This is a genomic window from Streptomyces sp. TG1A-8 (assembly GCF_030499535.1).
GTDB lineage: Bacteria > Actinomycetota > Actinomycetes > Streptomycetales > Streptomycetaceae > Streptomyces.
This window is the reverse complement of sequence record NZ_JASTLB010000001.1, coordinates 237,603-261,687: the sequence shown is the minus strand read 5'-3', so window position 1 is coordinate 261,687 and position 24,085 is coordinate 237,603. Positions and strand designations below refer to the sequence as shown.

Genomic DNA, 24,085 nt, shown 5'->3' with positions numbered 1-24,085 from the left:
TGAGGCTCCTCAAACGACCAGTATTGCTTCGTCCACCTACTTGGCCCGGTCTGTTCGGCGCGGCTCGGCACCGGCGACGATGTGCAGGACAGGCTACGCGACGTGCTGGACCACGCGATCCGGGTGACGGAACGCGTCGACGGTGCCAGGTCGCCGCTGGAGAACGCCCTGACCGCCCGCTCCGCGCTGTGACGATGGAGCAGAACGAAGCCGTGCGGCGCATGTCGAGCGCGAGCCCTGCCCGGGGCGAGGAGAGCCGCCGCTTCACGGAGGAGACCTCCGAATGGGGCGAGCAGGTGAAGAGGATTTCGTCGTGGGCGGCGATCCTGTCCACCCGGCGCTGGTCGCCTCCGTCCACGGCATGAACTTCGACCACCTGCCGGAGCTGCACTGGGCACGGGGTTGCCCGTCTCGGCAAGGACCAGATCGCCGCGGCGAACGGCCGCCTGGAGGCCACCGACGCGGTCGCGTACATCGCCGGGCCCGCCCTGGCGGGTGTGGTCTCCGGGTCCCTCGGGCCCACGGCGACGGTGGCGATCAACGCGGGCAGTTTCGGGACCTCCCTCCTCGGCCTGGCCGCCATCAGGCTCAGGCCCACCGAACGGCCGCCGGACGGCGGGCCGGCGAGCGGCCCCACGCGCGCGCACGACCTGCGCACCGGTGCCGCTTTCCTGCGGCGCACGCCGGTGCTGCGGGCGCTGGCCGTGCTGCTGACGATCACCACGTTCCTCAGCCTCGGTATGACCGACGTGTTCATCCACCACCTGCGGCACGGCCTGGGGCAGGACGAGCACCTGACCGTCGTCCTGCCGCCCGTCCACGCCGCCCGCTTCTTCGAGGCCCAGGAGCAGGGTGCCAGCGACGCCCGCCTGCAGGAGATCGCGGCCGAAGCGCTCAAGGAGGTCTGCTTCCAGGACGGCGGCCGCCGCGCCGGAAGCCCGGAGGAGGTGCGGTTCACGGACGTGGAGCACCTGGAACTCGACCTGTAGAGGCCGCTCTCCCCACAGCTCGCGCGCCCGGACTGTGATCGAACGCTCCAAGGGGAAGTGTGGCTCAGCGGTCCGGCACTCGTGGCCGGGCTTGGGCGTGACGTCACCGATGCCGACCAGGGTGGCACCGGCGTTGCCGGGGCTGGGCGTGGCGGTGGTCGCATACGCGGTGGACCGCCGGCGAACCGTTTTGCGGCCAGGATGGGAGCGCCTGGTGGCCCTGCCCAGGGTCGCAGCGGCCACGGGCGCCGCACCGCGACGGACGCGGCCTGAACACCGTCGTGCCTGCGCCCGGTCGCCTTGTTACCGAATGCGGACGGACCCGAGTGAACCGACGTTCGCCCCGACGTCATCTCATGGGGTGCAGTGAAACAGCCGATGCGGCCGGTCACCCTGCGGGAGCAGGGGAGGTACCGCGTCCGGGCAGACCACAGGGGAGCTTTCACCATGACCACGCACCGTGCCCGCCGTACCGCCCGTTCCGCCGCCCTGGCCGCCGTCACCGCCGCGCTGGCGCTGGGCCTGACCGCCTGCGGCGGCGCCAACGGCGGCTCGACGGCGGCGGGCGGCGACTACAGCGCTGTGACCGCCCAGAGCAGGTCCGCGTCTGCCGAGAACGGCAAGGGCGGCACGGAGCAGACCAACAGCGCTGGTCACCTCAGGGTGGGGGTGCGCTCGGCGACCGCCTCGGGCGTGACGGAGAAGGTCGTGAGCAAGCGCACGACGGCCGGCACCCAGCCGTGCCGCGGAGACGAGATGCTGGTCACCGCGGTGCACCGGTTCGCCGGTCAGCAGGGCGACCACCTGCTGCTCACCGCGGTGAACGAGGGCACCAAGCCATGCTGGGTCACCTCCTACCCCGCCGTGGTGCTCGACTGGAACGTCGACAACACGGCATTGCCGCACTCGAAGAAGGACAACCCGGGTGGCGACAAGCGCATCACGCTCCAGCCCGGAGGCAAGGCATACAGCGCGGTGAACCTCTTCGACTACGGCTCGAACAACCACACGGCGCAGTCGCTCGCCATCGCGCTGCGCGGCGCGGACGGTCGCACCGGCCCCTTCTGCTCCGTCGTCAACAAGGGCCAGAAGCCGCAGTTCAGCTGGAACGAGGCCGACGTGCTGAACTGGAGCACCGAGAAGCCGTACGACTTCTGACGGCACGCCGGCCGGTGACGCGTCGCCGCCTTCCCGTACATCCACGGTCGGCGACTCTCAAGGCTCCCGTGCGACCAGCAACTCGGCGAGGCCACTGGGGACCGCCCTGCGGACCCCGTTCGCCCTCCCCTGCCGGCGAGAGATGCTGCAAATCCCCGGCTGACCATGAAGTGCGGAACACGGGCCCGCGTGCTGTTGGCTCGGCTCACTGGACAAGGTCCGGGGATGTTCTATCCCGGATCTGAGCCGGAGCTTGTCGCCGGCATGAGCGAGACCGGTCCGGCTGGCCATCAAAGACTGCTGATACAGGCGACGCCGAGGGCGATGCGTCCCGGTGCGTATGCCACGCAACAGGCGGCGGCCGGGGGAGCAGCCGTACTCTCCCCCAGCCGTGCCGAAGCCGTGCTCCGATCCCGGGCCCGCGCGAACAACGTCAAAGACGCCCAGCCGAACGAGAAGTCGGCCTACACGGTCATTGTCCGTCACCGGCGTGGAGCGGTTCCAGTACCTTGCACGAACGAGTTGGAACCGCCTGCAGGCCGCATTAGGGCGCTCACACCGGACCTTCGCCGGGCGACCGCGCGCGGCCGGGCAGCAAGCACCACCTGATCACCGACCGGCACGGAACACCCCTCGTCGTTACTCTGAGCAGCGGAAACAGACACGACGTCACCCAGTTGACGCCACTTCCGGACATGATTCCCCGCATCCGCTGTCGAGCGAGCTCGGAGGCGGGCCCAAACTGTCCCGCAGGGGTTGGAGAGCCTTCATGGCCCTGTCGTCACCGATCCTCCGGTAGATCGCGATGGCGCGGTCCACGTCGGCCGATCCCCGCCGATTTTGCCCCAGTTCGCGCCGTGCCCGGCCGAGCGCGGCGTACATCTGCGCCTGCCATTGCGGGATGTTCGACGCCGGCTCCCAGGCTACGGCCGCTTCCAGTGTTTCCACCGCTTCCCGCCACCGCCCCTGCGTGATGTGCAGCAGGCCGATGTCGCGTGCCGCCGACACCCGCGTCATTCCGGCGATCACGGGCGACGGCGCGGTGGCCGGGTCGGCCGCCAGTGCCAGCCTGCGCCCGTAGGCCCGCAACGCCTGGTGGGGCTTCCCGGTGCGTTCGAGCGCCCTGCCCAGGGTGGACAGCGCGTGCATCACCAGGCCTTCGCGGTCGTTCACCGTGCGAAACCCCCGCATCGCCCGGGCGGCCAGCGGCAGCGCACCCTGGGCGTCCCCGCCCTTCAGCAGCGCCACCGCCAGGTAGGAGTCGGCCCACGCCTGCTGTCGCAGGTCCCCGGCCACGACCGCTTCCGCGTGGGCCCGACGGGCGCAGTCGCTCGCTCCGGTGGTGTCGCCGAGGCAGGTGTTGTGTGCCCAGGAGAGGTAGTTCAGGTGCGTCGCGGTGGTGGCGTGGTCGGCCAGTTCGGCGGCAGCCTGGCTGGACAGGGCGAACACCCGGGGCCAGTGGCCCCAGTGGATCCAGCGGTCGGAGAACCAGTGCATGGCTTCTGCCACATCGATCACCCGTCGCCGCCTTCCGGTGGCGGCAGCCAGTTCCAGCGCTGCGAGCCAGCTGTCGGCCTCGGTCGTCAGCCAGTGCTGTGCCGCCTCAGGGGTGTCCAGCCGCACGCGGTCGTCCCGGTGCTCGAGGAAGGCGGGGTGGTCCGGGTGGAACCGGCGGCCGGCGGTGATCGCCGTGTCCAGCAACCAGTCCACCGCCCGTGCCTCTACGGCGATGCGCTCGTCCTCTGGCTCTTCCTTCTCGAGCCGCCGCCGCGCGAAGAGCCGGATGAGGTCGTGCAGTCGATAGCGCGCGGTGAAACCGGACTGGACCAGACCGAGTTCCACCAATTCGTCCAGGGCGTCCTCCGTGTCGGCGCCCGGCAGTCCTCCCAGCACCGAGGCCAGTTCGGGGCCACTGTGCGGTCCCGGCATCAGGGACAGGCGCCGGAAGAGCTGCTGTGCGGCGCCGGACAATTGTCCGTAGGACAGTTCGAAGGCCGCGGTGACCTCCAGGTCACCGGCGGTCAGCGCGTCCAGGCGGCGTTCCTCGTCCTCCAGACGGGCGGCGAGCCGATCGGGTGACCAGTCGGGGCGGCTGGCCAGGCGGTTCCCGACGATCCGCAGGGCCAGGGGGAGGTTGCCGCAGGAGCGCGCCAGCCGGATCACCGCGTCGGTGGCGCGGTCGGTACAGGGCAGGTCGGTGATCAAGTGTTCCAGCAGGCCGCGGGCTTCTGCGACGGGCAGGGGCATCAGCGTCAGCCGGGCCACCCCCTCCAGACCGGTGAGCATCCGGCGGCTGGTGATCACTGTCAGGATCGTGCCGGTCGCCGGCAGCAGGGGACGTACCTGGGCCTCGTCCGCCGCGTTGTCCAGCACCACGGCGAACCGGCGCCCGACCGCCACGGACCGGTACACGGCCGCCCGGTCGATCGGATCCAGCGGCAGCCGGCTGTGGTCCGGTGCCAGGGCGCGGATCAGCCGCTCCAGAACGACGCCGGGGTCCAGCGGCCGTGCCTCCATGCCGCGCAGGTCGACGAAGAAGCACCCGTCGGGAAAGCGCCCCGACAGCTCGGTGACGGCGTGCACGGCCAGGCTGGTCTTGCCGACCCCCGGCTGGCCCGAGATCACGACGATGGGCGCCGGCTCGTCCGGCGATCCGTCCGCCAATGAGGTCAGCCGGCTCATTTCCTGACCGCGGCCGGTGAAGTCGGGCACCGCGCGCGGCATCGCCATCAGTCCAGGGGCCGGTGCCGGGCTGCGGCGCCGGCCCGCACGGGCGGTCCGCAGCAGTTCGTCGCGCGGATCGCCGGTCAGCCGCAGCGCCTCGGCGAGCGCGGTCACGGTGGCGCGCTGCGGCCCGAGGCTCCCGCCGCGCTCCAGGTTGCCGATCGCTCGCACGCTCACCCCGGAAGCGTGCGACAACTCCTCGATGGTCATCTGGGCGGCGTGCCGCAGCCGCCGTACGAGCGCTCCTAAGTTGTCCACCGTCCGCGTCCCTGCCAGTATGCGTGCGGGCATCTTGGTCGGCGCTACTTGTGCCTGCTGTTCTACCTGGGCACCGGCCGTGACGAGCAGTGTACTTGTCGCGTCCGCCCGACCGGGTGGCGGATGTCCGTTGCCGTGCGCCCACCGACGGCCCGGCACGGGGAGGCGGCGCGCGGAAGGTACAACCATGCAGTTACCCATGAAGCACCCGGCTGCTCACAGCCCGCGTGTCTGACACCGGGCCTCGCGCCGGGGGTCTCCGGGCCGACGGGCCGCCTTACTGCGGCGTGCCCCGTCCTTCGCCATGGTTCTCGCCATGGTGGTCGGACTGTTGGGGGCCGTTCCGAAGGCCGCCGAAAAAGCCCTGGCCGCCCTCGGCATCGAGTCGCCCGCCCTCTGTCCGCCCGGCCAAAGTGAGTCCGCCTGGGGAGTCGAGCCGAGCGTCCGGTGCGGCCTACCGGGCGTTGTGCATGTCCTTTTCCATTGAGAACCCTCTGCGGCAGTTCGGCACCATCCGCGGGCAGGGTGCGTTCTGCCCGAAGCGCGTCCGGATCACCCGCGAGCTCCACGACGTGGTGACCCCTCATGTGGCGGGGACGGTGGTGCAGTCAGGGGCGGCCCGGTACCTGACCGCCTCGCCGGACCGCCTCGGCCAGGCCTTGGCCGCCGTCAGTGGTACCGGCCGGAAAGCCGTCACGGACCTGCGGTACCTGCTCGGCCTGCTCGCCCCCGGCCATGGCACCGGCCACGGCGACGAGGACAGGATGCCCCCCCCTCGGGTGGGTGCTCACGCTCGTCGGGCAGGCGCGGTCGGCCGGGCAGCCGGTGAGGTTCGCCGAGGAGGGCGCGGCGCCGGCCCCGTGGCCTGCCGGGCCGTGCAGGAGGCCCTGATGAACGCGCTCAAGCATGACCGCGGCGGCCGGACCTCGGCCCCGGTGCGTCATGGTGGAGGGGAGCTCACGGTGGGGGCCGGCACGGACGGTTCCGGTTCGCGGGCCGGTTCCCCCGGCGGCGGCAGGAGGGGACTGGAGGGTCTGCGCGAACGGGTCGGCCTGCTGGGCGCCGGCTTCCTCGTCCGGGCGCGGACACCCGTGGGGAGCCCGGCATGAGCGCGTCCGTCCGGGTCCTGGTCTGCGACGACCAGGTACTGATCCGCACCGGGCTGTCGACCATCATCGAGGCTCAGCCGGACCTGGCGGTGGTGGGCGAGTGCGGGGACGGGCGGACCGCGGTGGAGCTGGCCGGCCGACTGCGCCCGGACGTGGTGGTGATGGACGTGCGCATGCCGGTCCTCGACGGCATCGAAGCCACCCGGCTGCTGGCTGGTGCCGGGGTCGAGCACCCCGTGAAGGTGCTCGTGGTGACCGCGTTCGATGCGGACGAGTACCTCTACGAGGCGCTGCGGGCCGGAGCGAGCGGGTTCCTGCTCAAGGATGCGCCGCCGGACCGGCTGCTGCACGCAATCCGGACCGTGGCCACGGGCGCGGCGCTGCTGGACCTCCAGGTGACGCGTCGGTTCGTGAGCCGTTACGCCGCCCGTGTCCGGCCCGCCGGGGGCGGCGCGCGGGACATCCCGCTGACACCCCGCGAACTGGAGGTTCTCCACCTCATCGCGGACGGACTGTCCAACAGCGAGATCGCCGCGGCGCTCGTCATCAGCCATGAGACCGTCAAGACCTATGTCTCCCGCCTCCTCACCAAGCTCGACCTGCGTGACCGCGTCCAGGCCGTCATCTACGCCTACCGGCACGGCCTGGTGATCTAGCCTCGCCGTTTCGGCTGCGGCGCTGAGGCGTCGTTAAGCGGGCAACTGCCGGACGAGGCTGATCCTTTGGAGTGGACACCCTGACAATGGATGCTGATGGCCCATGGAGGGACGTCCAGGCGGGACGCACGTCTCCGTATCCGGAGCAGTTCAGGAAGGACGCGGTCGCGCTCTGCCGCGCCGTGGCCGGGAAGTGGACGTGCGCGGCGGTGACCGCGGACCTCGGCATCACTGCCAAGTCGCTGCGGACGTAGGTTCGCAAGGACGACTCTTAGACCGTGTCCTATGTGGTGGGCTTGAGGAGTCGCTTGTAGCAGCAGAGGACTGCGGCAAGCCCCAGAAAGGCCAGGTAGTTGCGGGGATTGCGTTCGTAGCGGTAGTTGAGCCGACGGTAGCCGGTCAGCCAGGACATGGTCCGTTCGATCACCCAACGACGCCGGCCCAGCCGTTCGCTGGACTCGATGCCCTTGCGGGCGATGCGGACGCCGATGCGCTTGCCGCGTACCCATTTCCGCAGCTCAGGGACGTCGTATGCCTTGTCGGCATGCAGGCGCTGGGGCTTGAAGTACCGGCCGTTGTGCGGGTCGTGTCTCGTTAGGTGACCGAGCACCATGGGCTTCAGGGCCTGGCTGTCGTGGACGTTGGCCGCGGAGATGCCGACGAGAAGGGGCAGTCCCTTCGCGTCCGACAGGATGTGCATCTGGGAACCCGGCTTGCCCCGGTCCACGGGACTCGGACCTGTGTGTTCGCCCCTTTTTAGCCCTCACGTGGGCGGAGTCGAGGACGACACGGGAAAGATCGAGGAGGTCCGTGTCGTCGAGCCGGCGCAGGATCTCCTCATGGAGCCGGCCCCACACACCGGCGCGCGACCAGATCACGAAACGGCGATGCGCAGTGGACTTCGATATACCGAAGCACGGTGGCAGTGCCCGCCAGGCGCAGCCGCTGACCAGCACATAGATGATCGCGGCAAACAGCGTCTCATCAGGCGTGTCCTGCGTCCCGCCACCCTGCGGCCGCACCTTTGACGGCGGGATCAGCGGCCTCGCGATCTCCCACAGCCCGTCCGGAACAATCCAACTCCACGTACCCCGCCCCATACGCAGCTCAACGAGCCATCACCACATAGGACACGGTCTTAGTACTCCAGCAGCGGTTCGTGGCCTGAGGTGCGTTTTCGGTAGTGGCAGCGGCGGGCGATGGCCTGGCGGTGTCTTCTCCAGGCGGACCAGTTCAGTGCGTGGGTGATGGGATCGCGGTCGGCTCGTGGGTGGGGCAGGAGAGTGTCCAGGAGCCGCCGGATCTCTGCCACGGTGAGCGGGACGGTGGCTGATCCGTTTCTGCAGCCCCCTTTGCCTCCCCGCCGGCCTGGGCTTGTGCTGCGAGTGCGGCCAAGACGGCGTGGGCGAGCATGGCCAGGGTGATGTGCCGATACCAGCCGACATAGCGGCGGACTTCGTACTCGTCCAGGCCGCACTCGTTCTTCGCGGCCTGGAAGCACTCCTCGATCGCCCAGCGGGAGCCGGCGATGCGGACCAGCTCGGCGATCTCGACACCCACGGGTGCGTAGGCCAGGTAGTAGGCCACATCTTCGGGGTCGGACAGGCTGCGGCGGGCCATCACCCACCGGTGATGGGTCGGCGGATCCGGATCGAAGATGATGTTGGCGGGCAACTTGGCCCCGGCCCAGTCGTAGATCCGCGGGCCCTTCGCCCCATCGCCGCAGGACAGCCGCTGCCAGGCATCATCGGGTGCTTCATCGATGAGATGGTCGATGCGCCAGATGCCGGCCAGGGACTTGATCTGCTGGGACTTGGGCACCGCCACCACGTAGCCGACGCCCGTCTGCTCGAGCAGGCGGCGGAAGTGCCAGTCCTGCCCGTAGGCCTCATCCGCGGTCACCCACGACGCCGGCAGGCCGGCGGCCAGGCAGCGGCGGACGATGTCCCGGGCCAGTTCCCCCTTGGTCGCAAAGCCTCGCCCGTCGGGGATCTTGGCCGCCCGGCAGCGGTCACGGTCGGACGTCCAGGCTTTGGGCAGGTAGAGCTCCCGGTCCACCAAGGCCCGGCCTGAGCTGGTGGCGTAGGCGGCGAACACGCCGATCTGACAGTTGTCGATCTTTCCTGAGGTGCCGGTGTACTGCCGACTGACCCCGGCTGAGGTGGTGCCCTTCTTGATGAATCCCGTGTCGTCGATGATCAGCACACCGCCCGGTCCGAGCCGTTCGGCGACGTAGGCACGGACGTCGTCACGCAGGGCGTCCGCGTCCCAGACACTGCTGTTCAGCAGCCGCTGAAAGCCGTCCGGAGTGCGGTGACCTGCCCATTCCGCAAGCTGCCAGCCGTTCTTGCGTGTCGCCCGCCCCAGCAGACCACGGACGTAGTCCCGCATCCGCCACCGCAGATCCGCCCGAGTGAACCTGCCCGCCACCCGAGCGAACACCAACTCCAACTCGCCGGCCCAGCAAGCGGCTTCACTCATCCCCTCCATACCAGGACAACGACAACCACCAGCTCAGGACACGAACCGCTGCTGGAGTATTAGAGGTCGTCTCATTTGGTGGATTTTCGGTAGCAGATGAGGGTGCAGGCGATGCTGGTGAAGGCGAGGAAGTGGCCGGCTTTGCGCTCGTAGCGTCGGTGGAGTCGGCGGCAGCCGGCGAGCCAGGCCATGGTGCGTTCGATGGTCCAGCGGTGTCGGCCCAGCCGCTTGGAGGACTCGATGCCCTTGCGCGCGATGCGGTGGGTGATCCCGCGTTTGCGTACCCATCGGCGCAGGTGGTCGTAGTCGTACCCCTTGTCCGCGTGCAGTTTGGCGGGGCGCCGTCGGCGAGGTCCGCGGCGGGAGCGGATCGGCGGGATGCCGCGGACGAGGGATTCCAGGGCCTGGCTGTCGTGCAGGTTCGCACCGGAGATGCCGACGGAAAAGGGGCAGACCGGTCCGCTCGGTGATCAAGTGGATCTTTGAGCCCTTCTTGCCCCGGTCGACAGGGTTCGGACCTGTCAGCTCCCCCCTTTCATCGCGCGCATGTTCACCGAGTCGATCGCGCACCGGCTCCAGTCCAGATCACCGTGCCTGCCCAGTTCGTCCAGGACCAGACGGTGGAGCTTGGCCCACACCCGGGCCTTGGTCCACTCGGTGAACCGCCGGTGGGCTGTCGGCCCCGAGGGCCCGAACGACGGGGGCAACTGCCGCCACGTGCAGCCCGACGTGGCCACGAAGATGATCGCCGCCAGGACCTCCCGGTCTCCGTACCGACGGCGGCCACCGCCCTGCGGCCGAGACGGAGCGGGCGGTACCACCCGCTCGAACAACTCCCACAACCCATCTGGCACCAGACGCTCAACGATCCCCACGACGCCAGACTACCGAACACTCCAAATGAGACGACTTCTTAGTGGAACCGAATCGAGCATCGACTGTTCTCCCACATCACGATGAACTGGCGGGGCAGGCCGCTGACCAGCCATGAAGTCATCGTGAACAGCATCGCAGCGACCACCACCCGCACGGGGCTGACAGTCCGCGCCGAACTCGACACCGCCCTCTACGAGACCGGCGTCCGCATCAGTGACGGGCAGCTGAACGCCCTGCCGCTGAGCCGCCATGACTGGCACGGCGACTGGAACTACACCCTCCATCCCCAGGAACACCGCCGGGACGGCGTCCTTCCGATCCCGCCCCAGAACGAAGCGGCCCCGGCCGCGACTGGCTGACCCATCCCGCTCTCACCGGCATCCCGCACGAGCAGTGGGACTCGCTGGTCACCGAGCTAGCAGCGGCCCGCGCGGCTCAGCGGGAAGCAGACCCCCAGCAGCGACGCGGCGGCGATCGACGGAAGACCCCTGCCGCTGGCCTCTACACCGGTCGACGCGCCGGCCTCACCCTCGTCGACCGACTCCTGGCCACCATCCTCTACCAGCGGTTCAAGCTCCCCCAGGTCGTCCTCGCCCCGCTCTTCACCGTGACATCCGTGACCCTCAACCGGGCCATCAGCCAAACCCGTCGGCTCCTCCACGACATCGGGCACGCCATCGAACCCGCCGAGACGCAATTGGCCACCCTCGACGATCTCACCGACCTCGCCACACACCTCGGCAGCCCCAAACCAGAGATCAAGACGGCGAGTTATTGATCTGCAAGCCCTGTAACTTACAGGCCTTGGGTGAGGGCCCCCGGCGCCGAGGCGCCAGTGCGGACACGTCCCGGGGTGTCCCCGCCGCGGCCGGACAGCGCGTCGGTCCGCCCACCAGTCCCGGCCGGCACGGTGGCACAGCCGTGGCGCCGCGCCGGCCACGGCGGCAGGCGCGGCGCCATCGACGTCCCGGGCCGGGTGTCGACCGCAGTCTCAGGCCGCGGAGGACGGCCGGCTCCCCGCACCCTCGTCAGAGGACGCTCCCGTGCTCCCGCTCTTCGGTGGTGACAGCCTGCAGGACGCTTTTCAGGACGGCGGGGAAGCGCTGGAGGGTGTCCTCCCGCAGCGACACGAAGCAGCGTGTGCCCTCCATCCGGTGATGGGTCAGTCCTGCCTCGCGCAGTGTCCTCATGTGGTGACTCAGGGTCGAGGGGGTGACGTCCACCTCGAAATCGCCGCGCTGATGCTCTCCGTGGTCCGCCAGGATCTTCATGATCGACAGGCGGGCGGGATCTCCGAGCGCCGAGAATATCCGGACGAGCCGGACGTCCCGTACGTCGGGGTGATGGGGGTGCTTGGGCATGCGGCGAGTCTACGTCCATGATCTATGTTTGACGAACATCGATGTATGGTTCATTGTGCAAGCCGAGGAGACCGTGATGGATTTTTTGGTACGTATCGATGTGCGCCGCGCCTATGACCTTTCGGCCGAGGAGAGGGCCGACCTGATCAAGCGGGAACAGACCCGGGGCCGTGAGCTGCACGCGGAGGGGGTGCTGCGGCACATCTGGCGCGTGCCCGGTACGCGTGCCAATGTCGGCATCTGGTCGGCCGCGGACGCGGACGCCCTGGAGGGGGCGCTGGAGAGCCTGCCGATCCGGCCGTACGCGGAGATAGAGGTGACCGCGCTGGCCACGCTCGCCATGGTGAAGGAGGATCCCGGCGCCTGGGTGTGCCACAGCGGTTGACGGGGCGGCGCGGCCTACCCGGGACCTGACGGGCCGCCCCCCATGGCGCTCGGTGGCGGTCCGAGGGGTGTCGTGATCCTTCAGGCCGGTCGCCGCAGCCGCAGCCGGAGCCGGCGGCATGGACACCGATGCCCCGCGGTGCCCCGACGTACCGGGTGGCCGGCATCGTCGGTGCCGCCTCCGGGCGGCGCACCGCGGCGCGACTACGCCCGGCCCGGACCGTGGGCGGGAATGGGTGGGGGAGTCCGTGCTGCTGCCGACGTTGACGACCACGGGGTCGTCCGAGTGGTGCGGCGGCGGGGTACCGACCCGCCCGAGGCATGCCACGTACCACCAGCAGCCCGAAAGCGTGGGTCACCGTCGAGCCGGCGCGCCCGGTGTCACCGGCGCGGTCATGGCTGCGAAGCCGGCCTCGAATCCGTGGGCCCCGTCCGTAAGGTCGAACGCTTCAACCGCACCCTGCTCCACGAATGGGCCCACGCACGCCCCCACCGCTCAGAAGCCGAACGACGTGCGGCATTCCCCGACCGGCTGCACACCTACACTCACCACCGCGGACACACCGCACTGAAAGGCCGACCACCCGCCAGCCGCGTCCCCCACCTCACAGGGCAATACACCTAGGTACTGAGCGGCACGGCGATGCCGAGCACCGGCAGGTAGCCGGTGGCCAGAGCCCCTCCGTCGCACGGGCTCGACCGTTTCGCTGTCCCGGCCGGGCCGGGCCGGAGCGGTTTGCCCTCCAGGTGAGGGACTCGAGATCACTCGAAGAAATGACGACGGTAGCGCGGGTTCATATGATCCAGGGAAAGGAGCACATAGAACGAGGCCACTCTGACATCCGGATCGTACGCCGGCTCGCCACAGATCCAACTACCCAACCGCAAATACCCGCGCAACAGTGGTGGAATGGCGAGACTGTCCACATCGACAGTGTCATCACTCAAGAGGCGCTCATGCGCGGCGACCCGAAATTCGGGCGGCGCCATGTACTTCTCGCGCAGCGTTTTCCATGTGACAGTGGATTCACTTTCGCCGCCCCGTAGATGAACCCAGGCGCAGCCACCCAGCCAGCGATACCCGGTCCTGCGCATGTACTGACCGATACCACTCCAGATCAAATTTATGACCGCGCCGCTCCGGTGGTCGGGGTGTACGCACGAGCGCCCCGTCTCCACCAGATCGGCGGAGATGGGCCGCAGGGGGCCGAGGTCGAAGGTCCGGTCCCCGAACCGCTCTCCCACGAGCGCTGCGCAGCGCGGTGTCATCATGCGGTACGTTCCGACGATCTTCCGGCTGCTGTTCTCGCGCACGATCAGATGGGCGGCGTGTTCGTCGAACTCGTCGGCGTCGAATCCATTGGTCAGGCTGGACATATGGGCGCCGAATTCAGCTGCGAACACATCGTGACGCAACTGCTGAGCTTCGCGCACTTCGTCCCGGTCGGCAACCGTCAGGCTGTAGCCTGGAACGGAGGAAAAAAACCTGGATTCACTGTCCGCTGTGTCGGCATCAATTATGGAAACACTTCGGTCCCTGTGGTGCACAGGATGAAAATTATTACTCATGCTTCAAGTTCCTTTTCCTTCCGGGCCTCTTCGGTCGGACGGCGCCTCTGTTCCGCGTCGAGTGGTCAGAATACATACGCAGGCCCGGAGCAGACGTACCTGTCACGTTTCGATTCATGGATTTCGGTGCGGCGCCACGCGGGTTCGATTCATGAGGGGGCGGACCACCGTGATCGTCGTGGCACCGCGGGGCCATGGTGGCAGAGGTACGGCGCACGCTCGACCGCGGGTCCGGCAACTCAGTCGCGGGTCCGGCAACTCAGTGTCCTGTCACGCCAATTGTGTCACCTGCGCCCGCCTGCGCCGGACGCGCCTCGGACGGCTCCGCCTCGCCGCCGCCGGAGCCCGGCTGCCCGACCTGGCCGGGACCACCGGTCCGGCCTGCGAACCGAGGGACGAACCGGGAGGCGGAAAGCCGGCGACGCCGTCCGCCGGGTCCGGTACGACCGCACGGATTCGCCCGGAGGACCCGTGTTCCCTCCGGGCCCGAACACACCGCTACAGGTACGGCGCCGAGCCCGTCCGCGGATTTCATCGCACCCGCCCGGCCGTGCCCGAGGCGGAGTCAGGACGCGGTACGGGACGCCCGTCGTACCGGCCAGGCGATCAGGGTCACGGCCAGGGCGGCCACCGCGAGCGCCGAGCCGGTGACCAGGACAGCTGCCGGATCCCAGAGCTTGCCCAGCACCTGCACGAGGACGGGGACGGCGAATCCGACATAGGTGAGGCTGTAGAACACGGCGATGACGGTCGAGATGTTCCGCGGGCCGGCGAGCGACTCCGCGAGCTGCAGACCGCTCACCAGCAGAAGACCGTAGGCCGAGCCGAGGACGACGGCCGTCGCCAGCAGCAGGACCAGCGAACCGGTGGCGACGGTGAGCGCCGCGGCGAGCAGTCCGGCGATCACTGATGCCATGCCGGTCCGGAACGGTGCCGCCGGGGACCGCCGGGTCAGACGCCGCGCCCAGGGCTGCACCGCGATGCCGCTGCCCAGGGTGACGGCGGCGACCACGCCTCCGCCGACGGCGCCGTACCCGCCCAGAGGCACCAGGACGGGCAGCGCGGCGAGCGACACCGTCGCGGCCCCGAAGACCCAGGGCGCGGTCGGGAGCACCGCCGTCAGAAAAAGACGGCTGGTCAGCACCTTCAGGGGCCCGTCACCGTGGTTCGACGAGTGACTGTCACGTCCGGCGGCGGGCGGAGCCGACTCAGGAGCACGCCACACCACCGGCAGCGTCAGTACCACCAGAACGATGTGCACCAGGTAGGCCGTGGTCTGCGGAGAGGGTAGCCACTGGACGATGACGCCGGAGAGCAACGGTCCGAGCGCGAACCCGGCGGTCAGCGCGACCGCCGAACGGCGCGCTCCCGCCCCCGCGGCCCTCGCGGTGTCGGAGAGCTCCTTGATCCATGCCGTTCCCGGCCCGAACGCGGAACCGGCGCTGACTCCGACCAGGACCCGCCCGGCCAGGATCGTCCCGAACGCCCCGCCGGAGAAGAGGATCACCGCGGAGCCGAGTGCGGACAACAGCAGGGCGGCCAGCAGAATGCGCCGCCGGCCGAGCCGGTCCGAAACCCGGACCATGACCAGCAGCGCCGGAATGAGCCCCAGCGCGTAGGCCCCGAAGAGGGCGTTGACCTGGGGTCCGCTCAGGTTTCCTCGGTAGACCTGGAGGACGGAGGCGAACATGTTCGCGCCCCACCCCACGGTGAAGACAGCGGCCGCGGGCCGTGTCCACGCGGCCCGCGTGACTGCTGCCGACGTCCTTGCCGTGGCCGGCGTGACGATGCCGGAAGGCCCCGCGCCTCGGTTCCGCCCGCCGTCACCGGTGCTTCGCGGGCGGATAGCGGCGTGCTGACGAGGGGGAGCCGTGATCTCTGAAGTATCCATGGCCACGACACTAAACTATGAGTAGACCGGTCGTATATAGCTCGCGGTTTTTTCTGAGCCGGTCCGCCCCCAGGGCCGGGGAGTGGACCGCTCCGTCACCGGCGTGCGACTCGGCTGCCGCGCCGCGCCGCGCCGCGTCCGACGCCCGGCTGTGCGAACAGCCGGAGGTCGGTCGACGTGTGGGGACCGCGCTGAGGGACCTCTTCGTCGGGTGCTGATTTCCGCGCTCTCGCCTCGGCGTCCTGGCCGTGTGGTGTGCGGACTTGGGGGGTCGGTGTTGCTGGTCATCTTCATGTCACCCACTTTCGTAATCGTCTCGGCTACAGTTATGTTAATGTAGCCACGCCGGTGACGGAAAGGTGAGATCGTCGTATTCACGCAGGTGGGAGCGGCGGCTTGGGGAGCCCTTCGAACCGGCTGGGCGCGTCTGACGTCGTGCTCGGCGCTGCGCGTGCCGGTGTGTCCGGCGTGTCGGCTACTGCCCCGGTCCGTGTCCGTGGGGTGGCGGCACTTACCACTCGAAGAGCGATGAACGACACCTCTCAAGGAGATGTAGATGGATATGAAGGCGAAGATGAAGAGTGTGCTGCGTCCGTCTCGCCGGCGTGTTTCCGCGCTCGCGGCCGTTGCGGGTGTGGCTGCCCTTGGTCTGGCGTCCGTGATGCCGGCTTCCGCGGTTACCGCCGAGCCCGCCGGGCGGGGGGCGAAGCCCACGGTGGTGCTGGTGCACGGGGCCTTCGCGGACTCCTCCAGCTGGAACGGAGTGATCACGCGTCTGCGGCGCGCGGGGTATCCGGTGGAGGCTCCCGCCAATCCGCTGCGCGGCGTGGCGAGTGACTCGGGCTACCTGGAGAGCTACCTCCGAAGCGTGAAGGGTCCGATCGTGCTGGTCGGCCACTCCTACGGTGGTTCGGTGATCAGTGATGCCGCTGCGGGCAATTCGCAGGTCAAGGCTTTGGTCTATGTTGCCGCGTTCGTTCCCGACAAGGGTGAGACCCTCGCCGAACTCGGCGACAGGTTCCCGGGGGCGACGCTCCCCTCGGTCCTCGATGCCGTGCCCTATCCGCTGCCCGGCGGAGGCACCGGCACCGATCTCTACGTCCAAAAGGGCAAGTTCCACGACGCGTTCGCCGCCGACGTGCCCAGGTCGGTCACCGATCTCATGGCCGTCACCCAGCGTCCGCTGGCCGCCTCCGTCTTCGATGAGAAGACCACCAAGACGGCCTGGAAGACCATCCCTTCCTGGGATCTGGTCACCACCGAGGATCATGCGATCGCGCCGGCCGAGCAGCGGTTCATGGCCGAACGTGCCCACGCGCACACCGTCGAGGTCGACTCCTCGCACGCGGTCGCCGTCTCTCACCCCGGCGCGGTCACCCGTCTCATCGAGCAGGCCGTCCGAGCCACCTCCGAGTAGCCCCTGGGGTGTCTGTGTCGATCATGACCTGCGGTCTTCGGCCGTCGGTGGGGTGATCGGCGGGTTTGTCGGCGCGGGCATGATTGACGGTTGAGTAGACCGGTCGTATAGTTGTGGTTGTCGGAGCGCGGAACACACTGTGGAGGTTGGGCGTCATGGGACGTATCAAGGTCGGTACGGAAAACAGCGCGGACATCGAGCTGCATTATGAGGACAAGGGATTGGGTCAGCCGGTGGTGCTGATCCACGGTTATCCGCTGGATGGGAACTCGTGGGAGGGTCAGACGTCGGCGCTGCTGGAGGCCGGTTACCGGGTCGTCACCTACGACCGCAGGGGTTTCGGCAAGTCGAGCCAGCCCTCGACGGGGTACGACTACGACACCTTCGCCGCGGACCTGAACGCGGTGCTGGAGGCGCTGGATCTGCACGAGGCGGTACTGGTCGGGTTCTCCATGGGCACCGGTGAGGTGGCCCGCTACCTGTCCGTCTACGGTTCGGCGCGGGTGGCCAAGACCGTGTTCCTGGCCTCGCTGGAGCCGTTTTTGGAGATCACCGACGACAACCCCGACGGTGCGGCGCCCGCCTCCTTCTTCCAGGGTGTCTCCGAGGCGGTCAAGAAGGACCGGTACGCGTTCTTCACCGACTTCTACAACGACTTCTTCAACCTCGACGAGAACCTGGGCACCCGCGTCAGTGAAGAAGCGGTCCGCAACGCCTGGAACGTCGCCGCGGGATCGGGGGCCATCGCCTCGGCCGCCGCACCCCTCGCCTGGCCCACCGACTTCCGCGCCGACATCCCTAAGATCGACGTCCCGGCTTTGATCGTCCACGGCACCGCCGACCGGACCCTGCCCATCGACGCCACCGGCCGGCGCTTCGCCAAGGCCCTGCCCACCGCCCAGTACACCGAGATCGACGGCGCCCCCCACGGACTGCTGACCACCCACACCGCCGAAGTCAACGAAACCCTGCTGACCTTCCTCGCCCAGTAAGCCGCACCCCACCGTAAGCCGCACCCCTGCGTAAGCCGCACCCCTGCGTAAGCCGCACCGCTGCCTGGCCGGCCGCTCCGGCAGGCCGGCCGTGCCCGCACCCTCGCGCCCCGCTTCATTACGTCCCCTGCACCGCTCGCCTCGCCAGGGGTGATCGGCCTACTGATCTACAGGAAGTCATCATGAAGGTTCTGATCGTTCTCACCTCGCACGACAAGCTCGGCGACACCGGCCGCACGACCGGGTTCTGGCTGGAGGAACTCGCCGCCCCCTACTACCGGTTCCAGGAGGCCGGCTGGGACATCACCCTCGCCTCCCCGAAGGGCGGCCAACCGCCGCTGGACCCCAAGAGCAACGAACCCGCCAACCAGACCGACCAGACCCGCCGCTTCGAAGCCGATCCCGAAGCCACCCGCGCCCTGGCCACCACCGTGCGCCTGGACTCGGTCGCCGCCGACGACTACGACACCGTCTTCTACCCCGGAGGCCACGGCCCCCTGTGGGACCTGGCCGAGGACGCCGACTCCGCCCGTCTGATCGAGACGACCCTGCGTTCCGGCAAGCCCCTGGCCCTGGTCTGCCACGCCCCCGGTGTCCTGCGCCACACCGTCAACGAGGACGGCACCCCGCTGGTCCGGGACCGCAAGGTCACCGGCTTCACTAACACCGAGGAGGAAGGCGTCGCCCTCACCGACGTCGTCCCCTTCCTCGTCGAGGACGAACTCAAGAAGCTCGGTGGCCTTTACTCCAAGATCGGCGACTGGCAGCCCTACGTCGTCCAGGACGGCCTGCTCATCACCGGCCAGAACCCCGCCTCCTCCGGCCCCGCCGCCGACGCGCTCATCGCACTCACCACGGCTCGGGCCGGATCCGTCGATAAGGAGAGCCCGTCCGTCTCCGCGTGAAAGGTCTCTCCCGTACTTCCGGCCCGCCAGGCTCCAGCCCGGCGGGCCGGAAGCGCTACGCGCAACGGACCCGAGCCAACCACCGCCTTACGGCACAGCCCTCCACGGCCGGCGGAAAGGATCACAATCGCATACCCTCCAGAAGCAGCGCCGCCCCCGGAACACCTTGCGAGATGTCCCACACGGTGAAGCGCCCCAAAGCCGCCGCCACAGCATGGGCAACCGTACGGTCGATCGGCCGACCGGCGACAGGAAGGTGGCGGGCATAGAGGCACTGGCCCCAGTCCCAGTCCCGGTGCCTGTCGGCGAATCAGCGCACCAGCACCGTGGCCAGCGCGGCACCGCCGCTCGGCTTCGTGCTCCTGGCGCTCTGGCACGTCAGCGCGGTGCCGCCGGCGAACGAATGCGGCGGTGATCCGGTCGTTCCCGGCCCCCACCGCGGGCCAGGCTGCGGACCCAGGTGAGCCGGCTGACGGCGTCACGGGCTGAGACGGTCGACGCGCAGGTCGGCGAAATGCGCCGAATCGAGAGGGACCTGTACGACGGAACCCAGGTCCGCCCGGCGTCACTTACGGACTGGCGTAGAACACCCGTGTCCGGCGGTTCGCCGGACACGGGCGACGTGTGTGTCTGCTCCTACACGTGCAGGAGCCGGCGAGTGATCGCCATAGTGGCGTCGAGGGGCTCGAGACTCCGATGGATCTTGGCCATGACACTGGCACCGAGCCACATGTCGTAGAGGATCTGTGCCGTCTCGCGCGGAGCGCCGTCAATCACGACCGATCCGTCCGTGAGGCCACTGGTGATGGCCCGCTCAAGGCGGTCGACGATCGCGCTTGTGCCCTCCCTGAGGGCCAGTCGCATCGGTTCGGAGAGGTCGGAGACCTCGGCTCCGAGCTTCACGGCGAGACACTTGCCCTGGCACTCGTCGAAGCTCTGCGTTTCCCGCCACACCTGCCAGTAGGACATCAGTCGCTCGGCGGCGGACCGGCCGGGCTGTGTGAGTACCTGGTCCATGTCGGCGAGGTACTCGTCGAAGTAGCTCTTCAGCAGGGCCTCACCGAAGGCGTCCTTGGAGGAGAAATAGTGGTAGAAGGACCCCTTCGGTACGCTGGCCTCCGCGAGCACCTCGTTGAGACCGACCGCGGAGTAGCCCTTATGCGCGATGATTCGCTGAGCGGCGTTGAGGATGTTCCGACGGGTGTCGGCACTGCGTGCTGTGATGACTGGCATGTTCCATACTCTATTCTATGAATAGACCAGTCGTATAGATATTGTTGCGAAAGTGCCGACCGTAGCCGTTCGCTCCCGACCTGCACCTGGGTCAGGGTTCTCGCCCAGGTGCCGTCGCGCCGCCAGCACCGGAACAGGTCGTCAACCCCGGTCCCGTAGCCGCACCTTCCCGGCATGTCACGCCCCAGGGGGCCCGGTCCGGGTCCGCCGCCGTATGCCGTCCGTCAACTGCCGTCGCGTCCTCCCCTGCTCCTTGAGGTGGCGTCCCGGGGTGATTGGGTCGCGTGATGCCCGATCACGTGTCCTCGGTGAGTTCCCGCAGTGATCGAAGCAATTCCGTACGCTGTGCCTCGTCGAGAGGTGCGAAGAGGTCCTGCAGCACGCCGGTCGACAGCCGTCGACCCTGCGCGAGCACTGCATGCCCCGCCTCGGTGAGGACGTGCTCGAGGCGTCGCCCGCGGCCTGCGGACCGAGCGATGAGTCCACGATCCACAAGGCGGCTCGCGAGGGTGCCGAACGCCTGATCGCTCTGGAACGTCGCGACGGCGAGTTCGTGCCCGGAGGCCCCAGGCATTCGCTCGATGGCGCGCAGGGCGTCCCACTGGACGAGGCTGACCCCGATTTCGCGCAGCGCGGCATCCATCGCGCGGTGGTTCCGGTGCTGCGCACGCTTGATCGCCTGCCCGAGGGCTTCTAGGTCGGTCGTCATGGTGCTACGGTATCAACACCGGTATATAAACATGTTGATTCATTGAGGAGCATCATGGACATCTCCCTTCCCGAGGACCTTCCCGTCGTTCAGGCCGGCGCCCCCGAGTCACGCACGGCACTCGTGCTGCACGGCGGCGGCGGGCCCCGGACCGTCGCGCCCATAGTGGGACACCTCGCGAACACCATGCACGTGCTCGCGCCGACGCATCCCGGCTGGGAGGGCACAGCACGCCCCGACTCCATCACCTCGGTCGCGCAACTCGCGACCGGTTACCTCACGCGCCTGCTCGAGCACGGAGAGCATGACGTCGTACTGATCGGGTCCTCGATCGGCGGGTGGATCGCCCTTGAGATGGCGGTGCAGGCCGCCGCCGACGAGCGGTACGCAGGACTGATCGGGTCCGTGGTCGATATCGACGGCGTCGGTGCGGTTGTGGAGGGCGAGCCTGTCGCGGACTTCTTCGCCCTCGATGCCCGCGGGCTCGCCGAGGCCGCCTGGCACGACCCGGAGCGCGGATACGTCGACCCGGCCGGCTTCACCGATGAGCAGCGCGCGATCCAGCAGGCGAACGGACGCGCGATGGCCGCCATCGCCGGCACGAGCATGAGCGACCCGACGTTGCTCGGCCGGCTCGGCACGGTGAACGTCCCGACGCTCGTCGTGTGGGGCGAGAGCGACCGGATCGTCACGCCGGCATACGGGCGGGCCGTCGCACATGTGGTGCCGGGCGCGCAGTTCGCCGAAATCCCGGAAGCCGGACACCTCCCGCACCTCGAAGCCCCGGACGCGACCTGGGCGGCGATCGACCCGTTCCTGGCCAAGTCATAGCCCGGCCTCGATTTTTCGTGAGGATCCGCCGACGGAGTCGGTGGGTTCTTTCGTCTTCCGGAGCTGATGGTGGGCAGGTCAGCGGCCCGGTAGTCGCGCCGGCCAGGTGCTCCCGCAGCTCCCACAGGGACAGTGAGCCGCCGGACGGGAACACGAAGGCGATTGCACGATCTCGTCCTTGCTGGATAAGACCATGGCCGAACTCAGGCAGGTGCCTCACTCGCGCCCGTCAGCGGGGGCGGCGCGTGCCGCGGCCACTGCGCGCCCACCTGTTCCACGACAGCGGCCCGGAACGCCTCCAAGAGAACGCATCCGGGATACATCCCGAACGCTCCGTACTCCCAGCGGTAGTAGCACGACCAGTAGCTCACCGCGCGCCGCTCAGTGCGTGCGAAGAAGGCCGGGTTGCGAGCGATGAACTCCCCGTAGAGTCGGCGCTGGGTTGAGCCCGGCTCCGCTAACCCGGGCAGCCCCCGGCCGATCGACCCAATGGTCTGCAACACATATTCGCCGGCCAACCGCACCAGGGACGGGACCGCCCACGGCTCATCCGACGCCGTCATCCGCTCGAGGCGCCGCTGGCGGACCCGGCCATCGTGGTGCCGGGAGTACCGGCAGTGCAAAATCATCTGCTGGGTTCCGGACAGGGCCCGCTCGGTTCCGGCGTCCGGCTCCTCGTTGTAGATGCGCGGTGGAATGGCGACGGTCTCGCCCCGCACCTCGACCTCGAAGGGCATCATCGGTGCGGAGCTGGCCTCCGGCATGACCGCCAGGACACGAAGCACCTCACCGGCAAGACGGGTCGGAAATGCCGCCACCAGGGCGCGGGCGACGTTCGACGGATCACGAGGCAACTGCACAACAGGAGGATGGGCGGCGAACCCCTCGGTCTCTCAACCGCCCACCTCAACGTTGCGGGACACCCCTTGGCGTCAACTGAAGGTCGAGCAGGACGCCGGCTTGCCCGAGCGGTAGCCCGTCGCGAACCAGCGCTTGCGTTCCGCCGACGATCCGTGGGTCCAGGTGTCGGGGTCGACGCGGCCCTGGGAACCCTGCTGGATCCGGTCGTCGCCCACGGCGGCCGCGGCGTCGAGAGCGTCGTCGATGTCGGCCGGGGTGACCTTGTCGAGGAGCGGGCGGCCGGTTTTCCGGTCGGGCGTGGACTGGGCGTGGTGGGCCCACACGCCCGCGTAGCAGTCCGCTTGGAGTTCCAGCTTCACCGACGCGCTGTCCGCGCCCCGGCGGCCGTCTCCGACCTTGCCCATCGTGCCGAGCAGGTCCTGGACGTGGTGCCCGTACTCATGGGCGACGACATACGCCTGGGCGAAGGGGCCGCCCCTGGCGCCGAAGCGCGAGGTGAGCTCACGGAAGAAGCCGACGTCGAGGTAGACCTCCTTGTCGCCGGGACAGTAGAAAGGCCCGACGTCGCTGCTGGCGGTCCCGCACGCGCTCTGGGTGCTCGACGCGAACAGCACGGTCTTCGCCGGCTCGTACGCGCGGTTCTCGGCCCTGAACTCGGACGTCCAATACTCCTGCACACTGTTAACGACGCCGACGACCCGACAGTCCGTACGCTCATCGGCGTCCGCACCCGAGCGGCAGTCGTTGCGCACATCCTGCGTGCCGGACGCCGCAGGGCCCGCGGGGCTGCCGTCGTCACCGCCGCCGGTCGCATCGATGCCGAAGAACAGCGCGATCAGCAGCCCGACGATGCCGACCGCTCCGCCGCCCACGGCCAGGCCGCCACGGCCCATGCCGCGCCGGTCGTCCACCTGCGAGGTGTCCAGCCCCGCGTTGTCGTCGAAGTCCATCCGCCGCCACCTGCCCTCATCCGTCCCTCCGGTCGAACAGCGGATGCCCCGGCACGGCGTTTTCATCTTTCTTCCGGCGCCCGAACCCCCCGGTGAGGTGCGCACCGCATCCGACCCGGACACGACGGTGGAAGTCTGCTGGCGCGCCGTTCCGCACTCACGCCCGCGGTCACCCCTGGCCAGTGCCGGCCTGGACTGACCGGCGTTCGGAGGTTCTTCTCCCGCTGTGTCATGTGGCCTTCGCGGCCGCCTTGCGTTCCCTGACGATCGGCATGGTGCGTTCGTTCGTGGCCGTACTCCGGCCGGACCGCCTCACCGCCTGGCTCGCCAGGGTCGGTGCGGTTCTGGCCGCCCTTCGCACTACAGACGACTGCACATCCCCCATCGGCCAGCAGCCCGCGTATCTCGCCGATCGCGCGGGTGAGGGCGGAGCGGTCGGCACCGAACAGCAGTCCCAGCACCGCGTGCGGCAGATCGTGCCGCAGATGGATCGGCGTGGCCACCAGCCGGTCGGCGAACACCGGCCGATGCCGGACACCTGCCGCACGCTTTCCGGCCCCGCCGCGAACTTCGTGGCGATGCCTCTCGGCCACGGGCCGGCCAGCTCCCCAACCGGACAGGCCAGGTGTTCCCAGGAGCTCCCCGTGAACACCCGATGCGTGGGAACCGTCCGGCTGACCATGGCCGTCACAGCAGGATCATGCCACCACCGGCAAGGACACCCCACCCGC

Annotated in this window: 20 protein-coding genes and 6 pseudogenes; 14 read left to right on the top strand and 12 right to left on the bottom strand. The window is 69.0% G+C overall.

Translation table 11 applies throughout. The features are described from left to right. The first annotated feature begins 194 nt into the window (after positions 1-194). The 4 genes and pseudogenes from QQY24_RS01110 to QQY24_RS01095 all read left to right on the top strand — a co-directional run. Complete coding sequence (locus QQY24_RS01110; RefSeq protein ID WP_301970764.1) at positions 195-365, top strand: hypothetical protein; 171 nt, start codon at positions 195-197, stop codon at positions 363-365. A gap of 60 nt (positions 366-425) precedes the next feature. Next, positions 426-989 carry an MFS transporter gene (locus tag QQY24_RS34625; protein ID WP_367658033.1) on the top strand — a complete coding sequence of 188 codons (564 nt, stop codon included), beginning with the start codon at positions 426-428 and terminating at the stop codon, positions 987-989. 447 nt (positions 990-1,436) lie between these two features. Then, complete coding sequence (locus QQY24_RS01100; RefSeq protein ID WP_301970763.1) at positions 1,437-2,147, top strand: DUF4232 domain-containing protein; 711 nt, start codon at positions 1,437-1,439, stop codon at positions 2,145-2,147. A 557-nt stretch (positions 2,148-2,704) separates the two neighbouring features. After that, positions 2,705-2,860, top strand: a pseudogene (locus QQY24_RS01095) (transposase); the annotation flags it as partial. Here QQY24_RS01095 and QQY24_RS01090 read toward each other — a convergent pair. Then, positions 2,817-5,129: a helix-turn-helix domain-containing protein gene (locus QQY24_RS01090; protein WP_301970762.1), complete on the bottom strand. Its 2,313-nt coding sequence runs from the start codon at positions 5,127-5,129 to the stop codon at positions 2,817-2,819. The pseudogene QQY24_RS01095 and the gene QQY24_RS01090 overlap by 44 nt on opposite strands. Before the next feature lie 539 nt (positions 5,130-5,668). Here QQY24_RS01090 and QQY24_RS01085 point away from each other — a divergent pair. Together QQY24_RS01085 and QQY24_RS01080 are read left to right on the top strand one after the other, a co-directional pair. Then, a pseudogene (locus tag QQY24_RS01085) lies at positions 5,669-6,238 on the top strand (sensor histidine kinase); the annotation flags it as partial. Further along, on the top strand, positions 6,235-6,894 hold the full coding sequence (locus QQY24_RS01080) for a response regulator transcription factor (RefSeq protein WP_301970761.1): 660 nt from the start codon (positions 6,235-6,237) through the stop codon (positions 6,892-6,894). The pseudogene QQY24_RS01085 and the gene QQY24_RS01080, both read left to right, overlap by 4 nt. A gap of 283 nt (positions 6,895-7,177) precedes the next feature. Here the strand turns inward: QQY24_RS01080 and QQY24_RS01075 are convergent. The 3 genes and pseudogenes from QQY24_RS01075 to QQY24_RS01065 all read right to left on the bottom strand — a co-directional run bounded on the left by QQY24_RS01075 (position 7,178) and on the right by QQY24_RS01065 (position 10,244). Then, positions 7,178-7,994 (bottom strand): IS5 family transposase gene (locus QQY24_RS01075; protein WP_301970760.1). Its coding sequence is split into 2 segments (ribosomal slippage): positions 7,178-7,646 and positions 7,645-7,994, totalling 819 coding nucleotides; the frame shifts between segments, so codons are not numbered across the junction. Between the two features lie 133 nt (positions 7,995-8,127). After that, complete coding sequence (locus QQY24_RS01070) at positions 8,128-9,384, bottom strand: IS701 family transposase (RefSeq protein ID WP_301970644.1); 1,257 nt, start codon at positions 9,382-9,384, stop codon at positions 8,128-8,130. A 62-nt stretch (positions 9,385-9,446) separates the two neighbouring features. Next, a pseudogene (locus QQY24_RS01065) lies at positions 9,447-10,244 on the bottom strand (IS5 family transposase). Between the two features lie 39 nt (positions 10,245-10,283). Between QQY24_RS01065 and QQY24_RS01060 the strand changes: the two are divergent. Together QQY24_RS01060 and QQY24_RS01055 are read left to right on the top strand one after the other, a co-directional pair. Continuing rightward, positions 10,284-10,541 (top strand): annotated as a pseudogene (locus QQY24_RS01060) (ISAzo13 family transposase); the annotation flags it as partial. Positions 10,542-10,867: 326 nt separating this feature from the next. After that, positions 10,868-11,029, top strand: coding sequence for a hypothetical protein (locus QQY24_RS01055; RefSeq protein WP_301970759.1), 162 nt, complete (start codon positions 10,868-10,870; stop codon positions 11,027-11,029). A 250-nt stretch (positions 11,030-11,279) separates the two neighbouring features. Here the strand turns inward: QQY24_RS01055 and QQY24_RS01050 are convergent, their stop codons facing one another. After that, positions 11,280-11,612, bottom strand: a complete 333-nt coding sequence (locus QQY24_RS01050; protein WP_301970758.1) for a helix-turn-helix transcriptional regulator — start codon at positions 11,610-11,612, stop codon at positions 11,280-11,282. A gap of 28 nt (positions 11,613-11,640) precedes the next feature. On the opposite strand from QQY24_RS01050, the gene QQY24_RS01045 reads away from it, so the two are divergent. Together QQY24_RS01045 and QQY24_RS01040 are read left to right on the top strand one after the other, a co-directional pair. Then, a complete protein-coding gene (locus QQY24_RS01045; RefSeq protein WP_301970757.1) occupies positions 11,641-11,997 on the top strand; it encodes a muconolactone Delta-isomerase family protein in 357 nt (118 codons plus the stop codon). Between the two features lie 435 nt (positions 11,998-12,432). Continuing rightward, positions 12,433-12,621, top strand: a pseudogene (locus QQY24_RS01040) (integrase core domain-containing protein); the annotation flags it as partial. A gap of 137 nt (positions 12,622-12,758) precedes the next feature. On the opposite strand, the gene QQY24_RS01035 reads toward QQY24_RS01040, so the two are convergent. Together QQY24_RS01035 and QQY24_RS01030 are read right to left on the bottom strand one after the other, a co-directional pair. Then, on the bottom strand, positions 12,759-13,565 hold the full coding sequence (locus tag QQY24_RS01035; RefSeq protein ID WP_301970756.1) for a GNAT family N-acetyltransferase: 807 nt from the start codon (positions 13,563-13,565) through the stop codon (positions 12,759-12,761). Between the two features lie 565 nt (positions 13,566-14,130). Further along, positions 14,131-15,456, bottom strand: a complete 1,326-nt coding sequence (locus QQY24_RS01030) for an MFS transporter (protein ID WP_301970755.1) — start codon at positions 15,454-15,456, stop codon at positions 14,131-14,133. Positions 15,457-16,012: 556 nt separating this feature from the next. Between QQY24_RS01030 and QQY24_RS01025 the strand changes: the two genes are divergently transcribed. The 3 genes from QQY24_RS01025 (at position 16,013) to QQY24_RS01015 (ending at position 18,770) form a co-directional block, all read left to right on the top strand. Beyond that, positions 16,013-16,873 (top strand): alpha/beta fold hydrolase, encoded by an 861-nt coding sequence (locus tag QQY24_RS01025; protein WP_301970709.1) that lies wholly within the window; start codon positions 16,013-16,015, stop codon positions 16,871-16,873. Positions 16,874-17,028: 155 nt separating this feature from the next. After that, positions 17,029-17,865, top strand: coding sequence for an alpha/beta fold hydrolase (locus tag QQY24_RS01020; protein WP_301970754.1), 837 nt, complete (start codon positions 17,029-17,031; stop codon positions 17,863-17,865). Positions 17,866-18,047: 182 nt separating this feature from the next. Next, positions 18,048-18,770 carry a type 1 glutamine amidotransferase domain-containing protein gene (locus QQY24_RS01015; RefSeq protein ID WP_301970707.1) on the top strand — a complete coding sequence of 241 codons (723 nt, stop codon included), beginning with the start codon at positions 18,048-18,050 and terminating at the stop codon, positions 18,768-18,770. Between the two features lie 636 nt (positions 18,771-19,406). Here the strand turns inward: QQY24_RS01015 and QQY24_RS01010 are convergent. Continuing rightward, positions 19,407-20,003: a TetR/AcrR family transcriptional regulator gene (locus QQY24_RS01010; RefSeq protein WP_301970753.1), complete on the bottom strand. Its 597-nt coding sequence runs from the start codon at positions 20,001-20,003 to the stop codon at positions 19,407-19,409. Positions 20,004-20,298: 295 nt separating this feature from the next. After that, positions 20,299-20,712: a MarR family winged helix-turn-helix transcriptional regulator gene (locus QQY24_RS01005; RefSeq protein WP_301970752.1), complete on the bottom strand. Its 414-nt coding sequence runs from the start codon at positions 20,710-20,712 to the stop codon at positions 20,299-20,301. 54 nt (positions 20,713-20,766) lie between these two features. Here QQY24_RS01005 and QQY24_RS01000 point away from each other — a divergent pair, with 54 nt between their 5' ends. Beyond that, entirely contained in the window at positions 20,767-21,543 is a 777-nt protein-coding gene (locus QQY24_RS01000) for an alpha/beta fold hydrolase (RefSeq protein WP_301970751.1), read from the top strand. Positions 21,544-21,746: 203 nt separating this feature from the next. Here QQY24_RS01000 and QQY24_RS00995 read toward each other — a convergent pair whose 3' ends face one another. The 3 genes and pseudogenes from QQY24_RS00995 to QQY24_RS00985 all read right to left on the bottom strand — a co-directional run. Continuing rightward, entirely contained in the window at positions 21,747-22,403 is a 657-nt protein-coding gene (locus QQY24_RS00995) for a hypothetical protein (protein WP_301970750.1), read from the bottom strand. A 72-nt stretch (positions 22,404-22,475) separates the two neighbouring features. Then, complete coding sequence (locus QQY24_RS00990; protein WP_301970749.1) at positions 22,476-23,354, bottom strand: neutral zinc metallopeptidase; 879 nt, start codon at positions 23,352-23,354, stop codon at positions 22,476-22,478. Positions 23,355-23,722: 368 nt separating this feature from the next. Then, positions 23,723-24,036 (bottom strand): annotated as a pseudogene (locus QQY24_RS00985) (IS5/IS1182 family transposase); the annotation flags it as partial. Positions 24,037-24,085 lie beyond the last annotated feature (49 nt).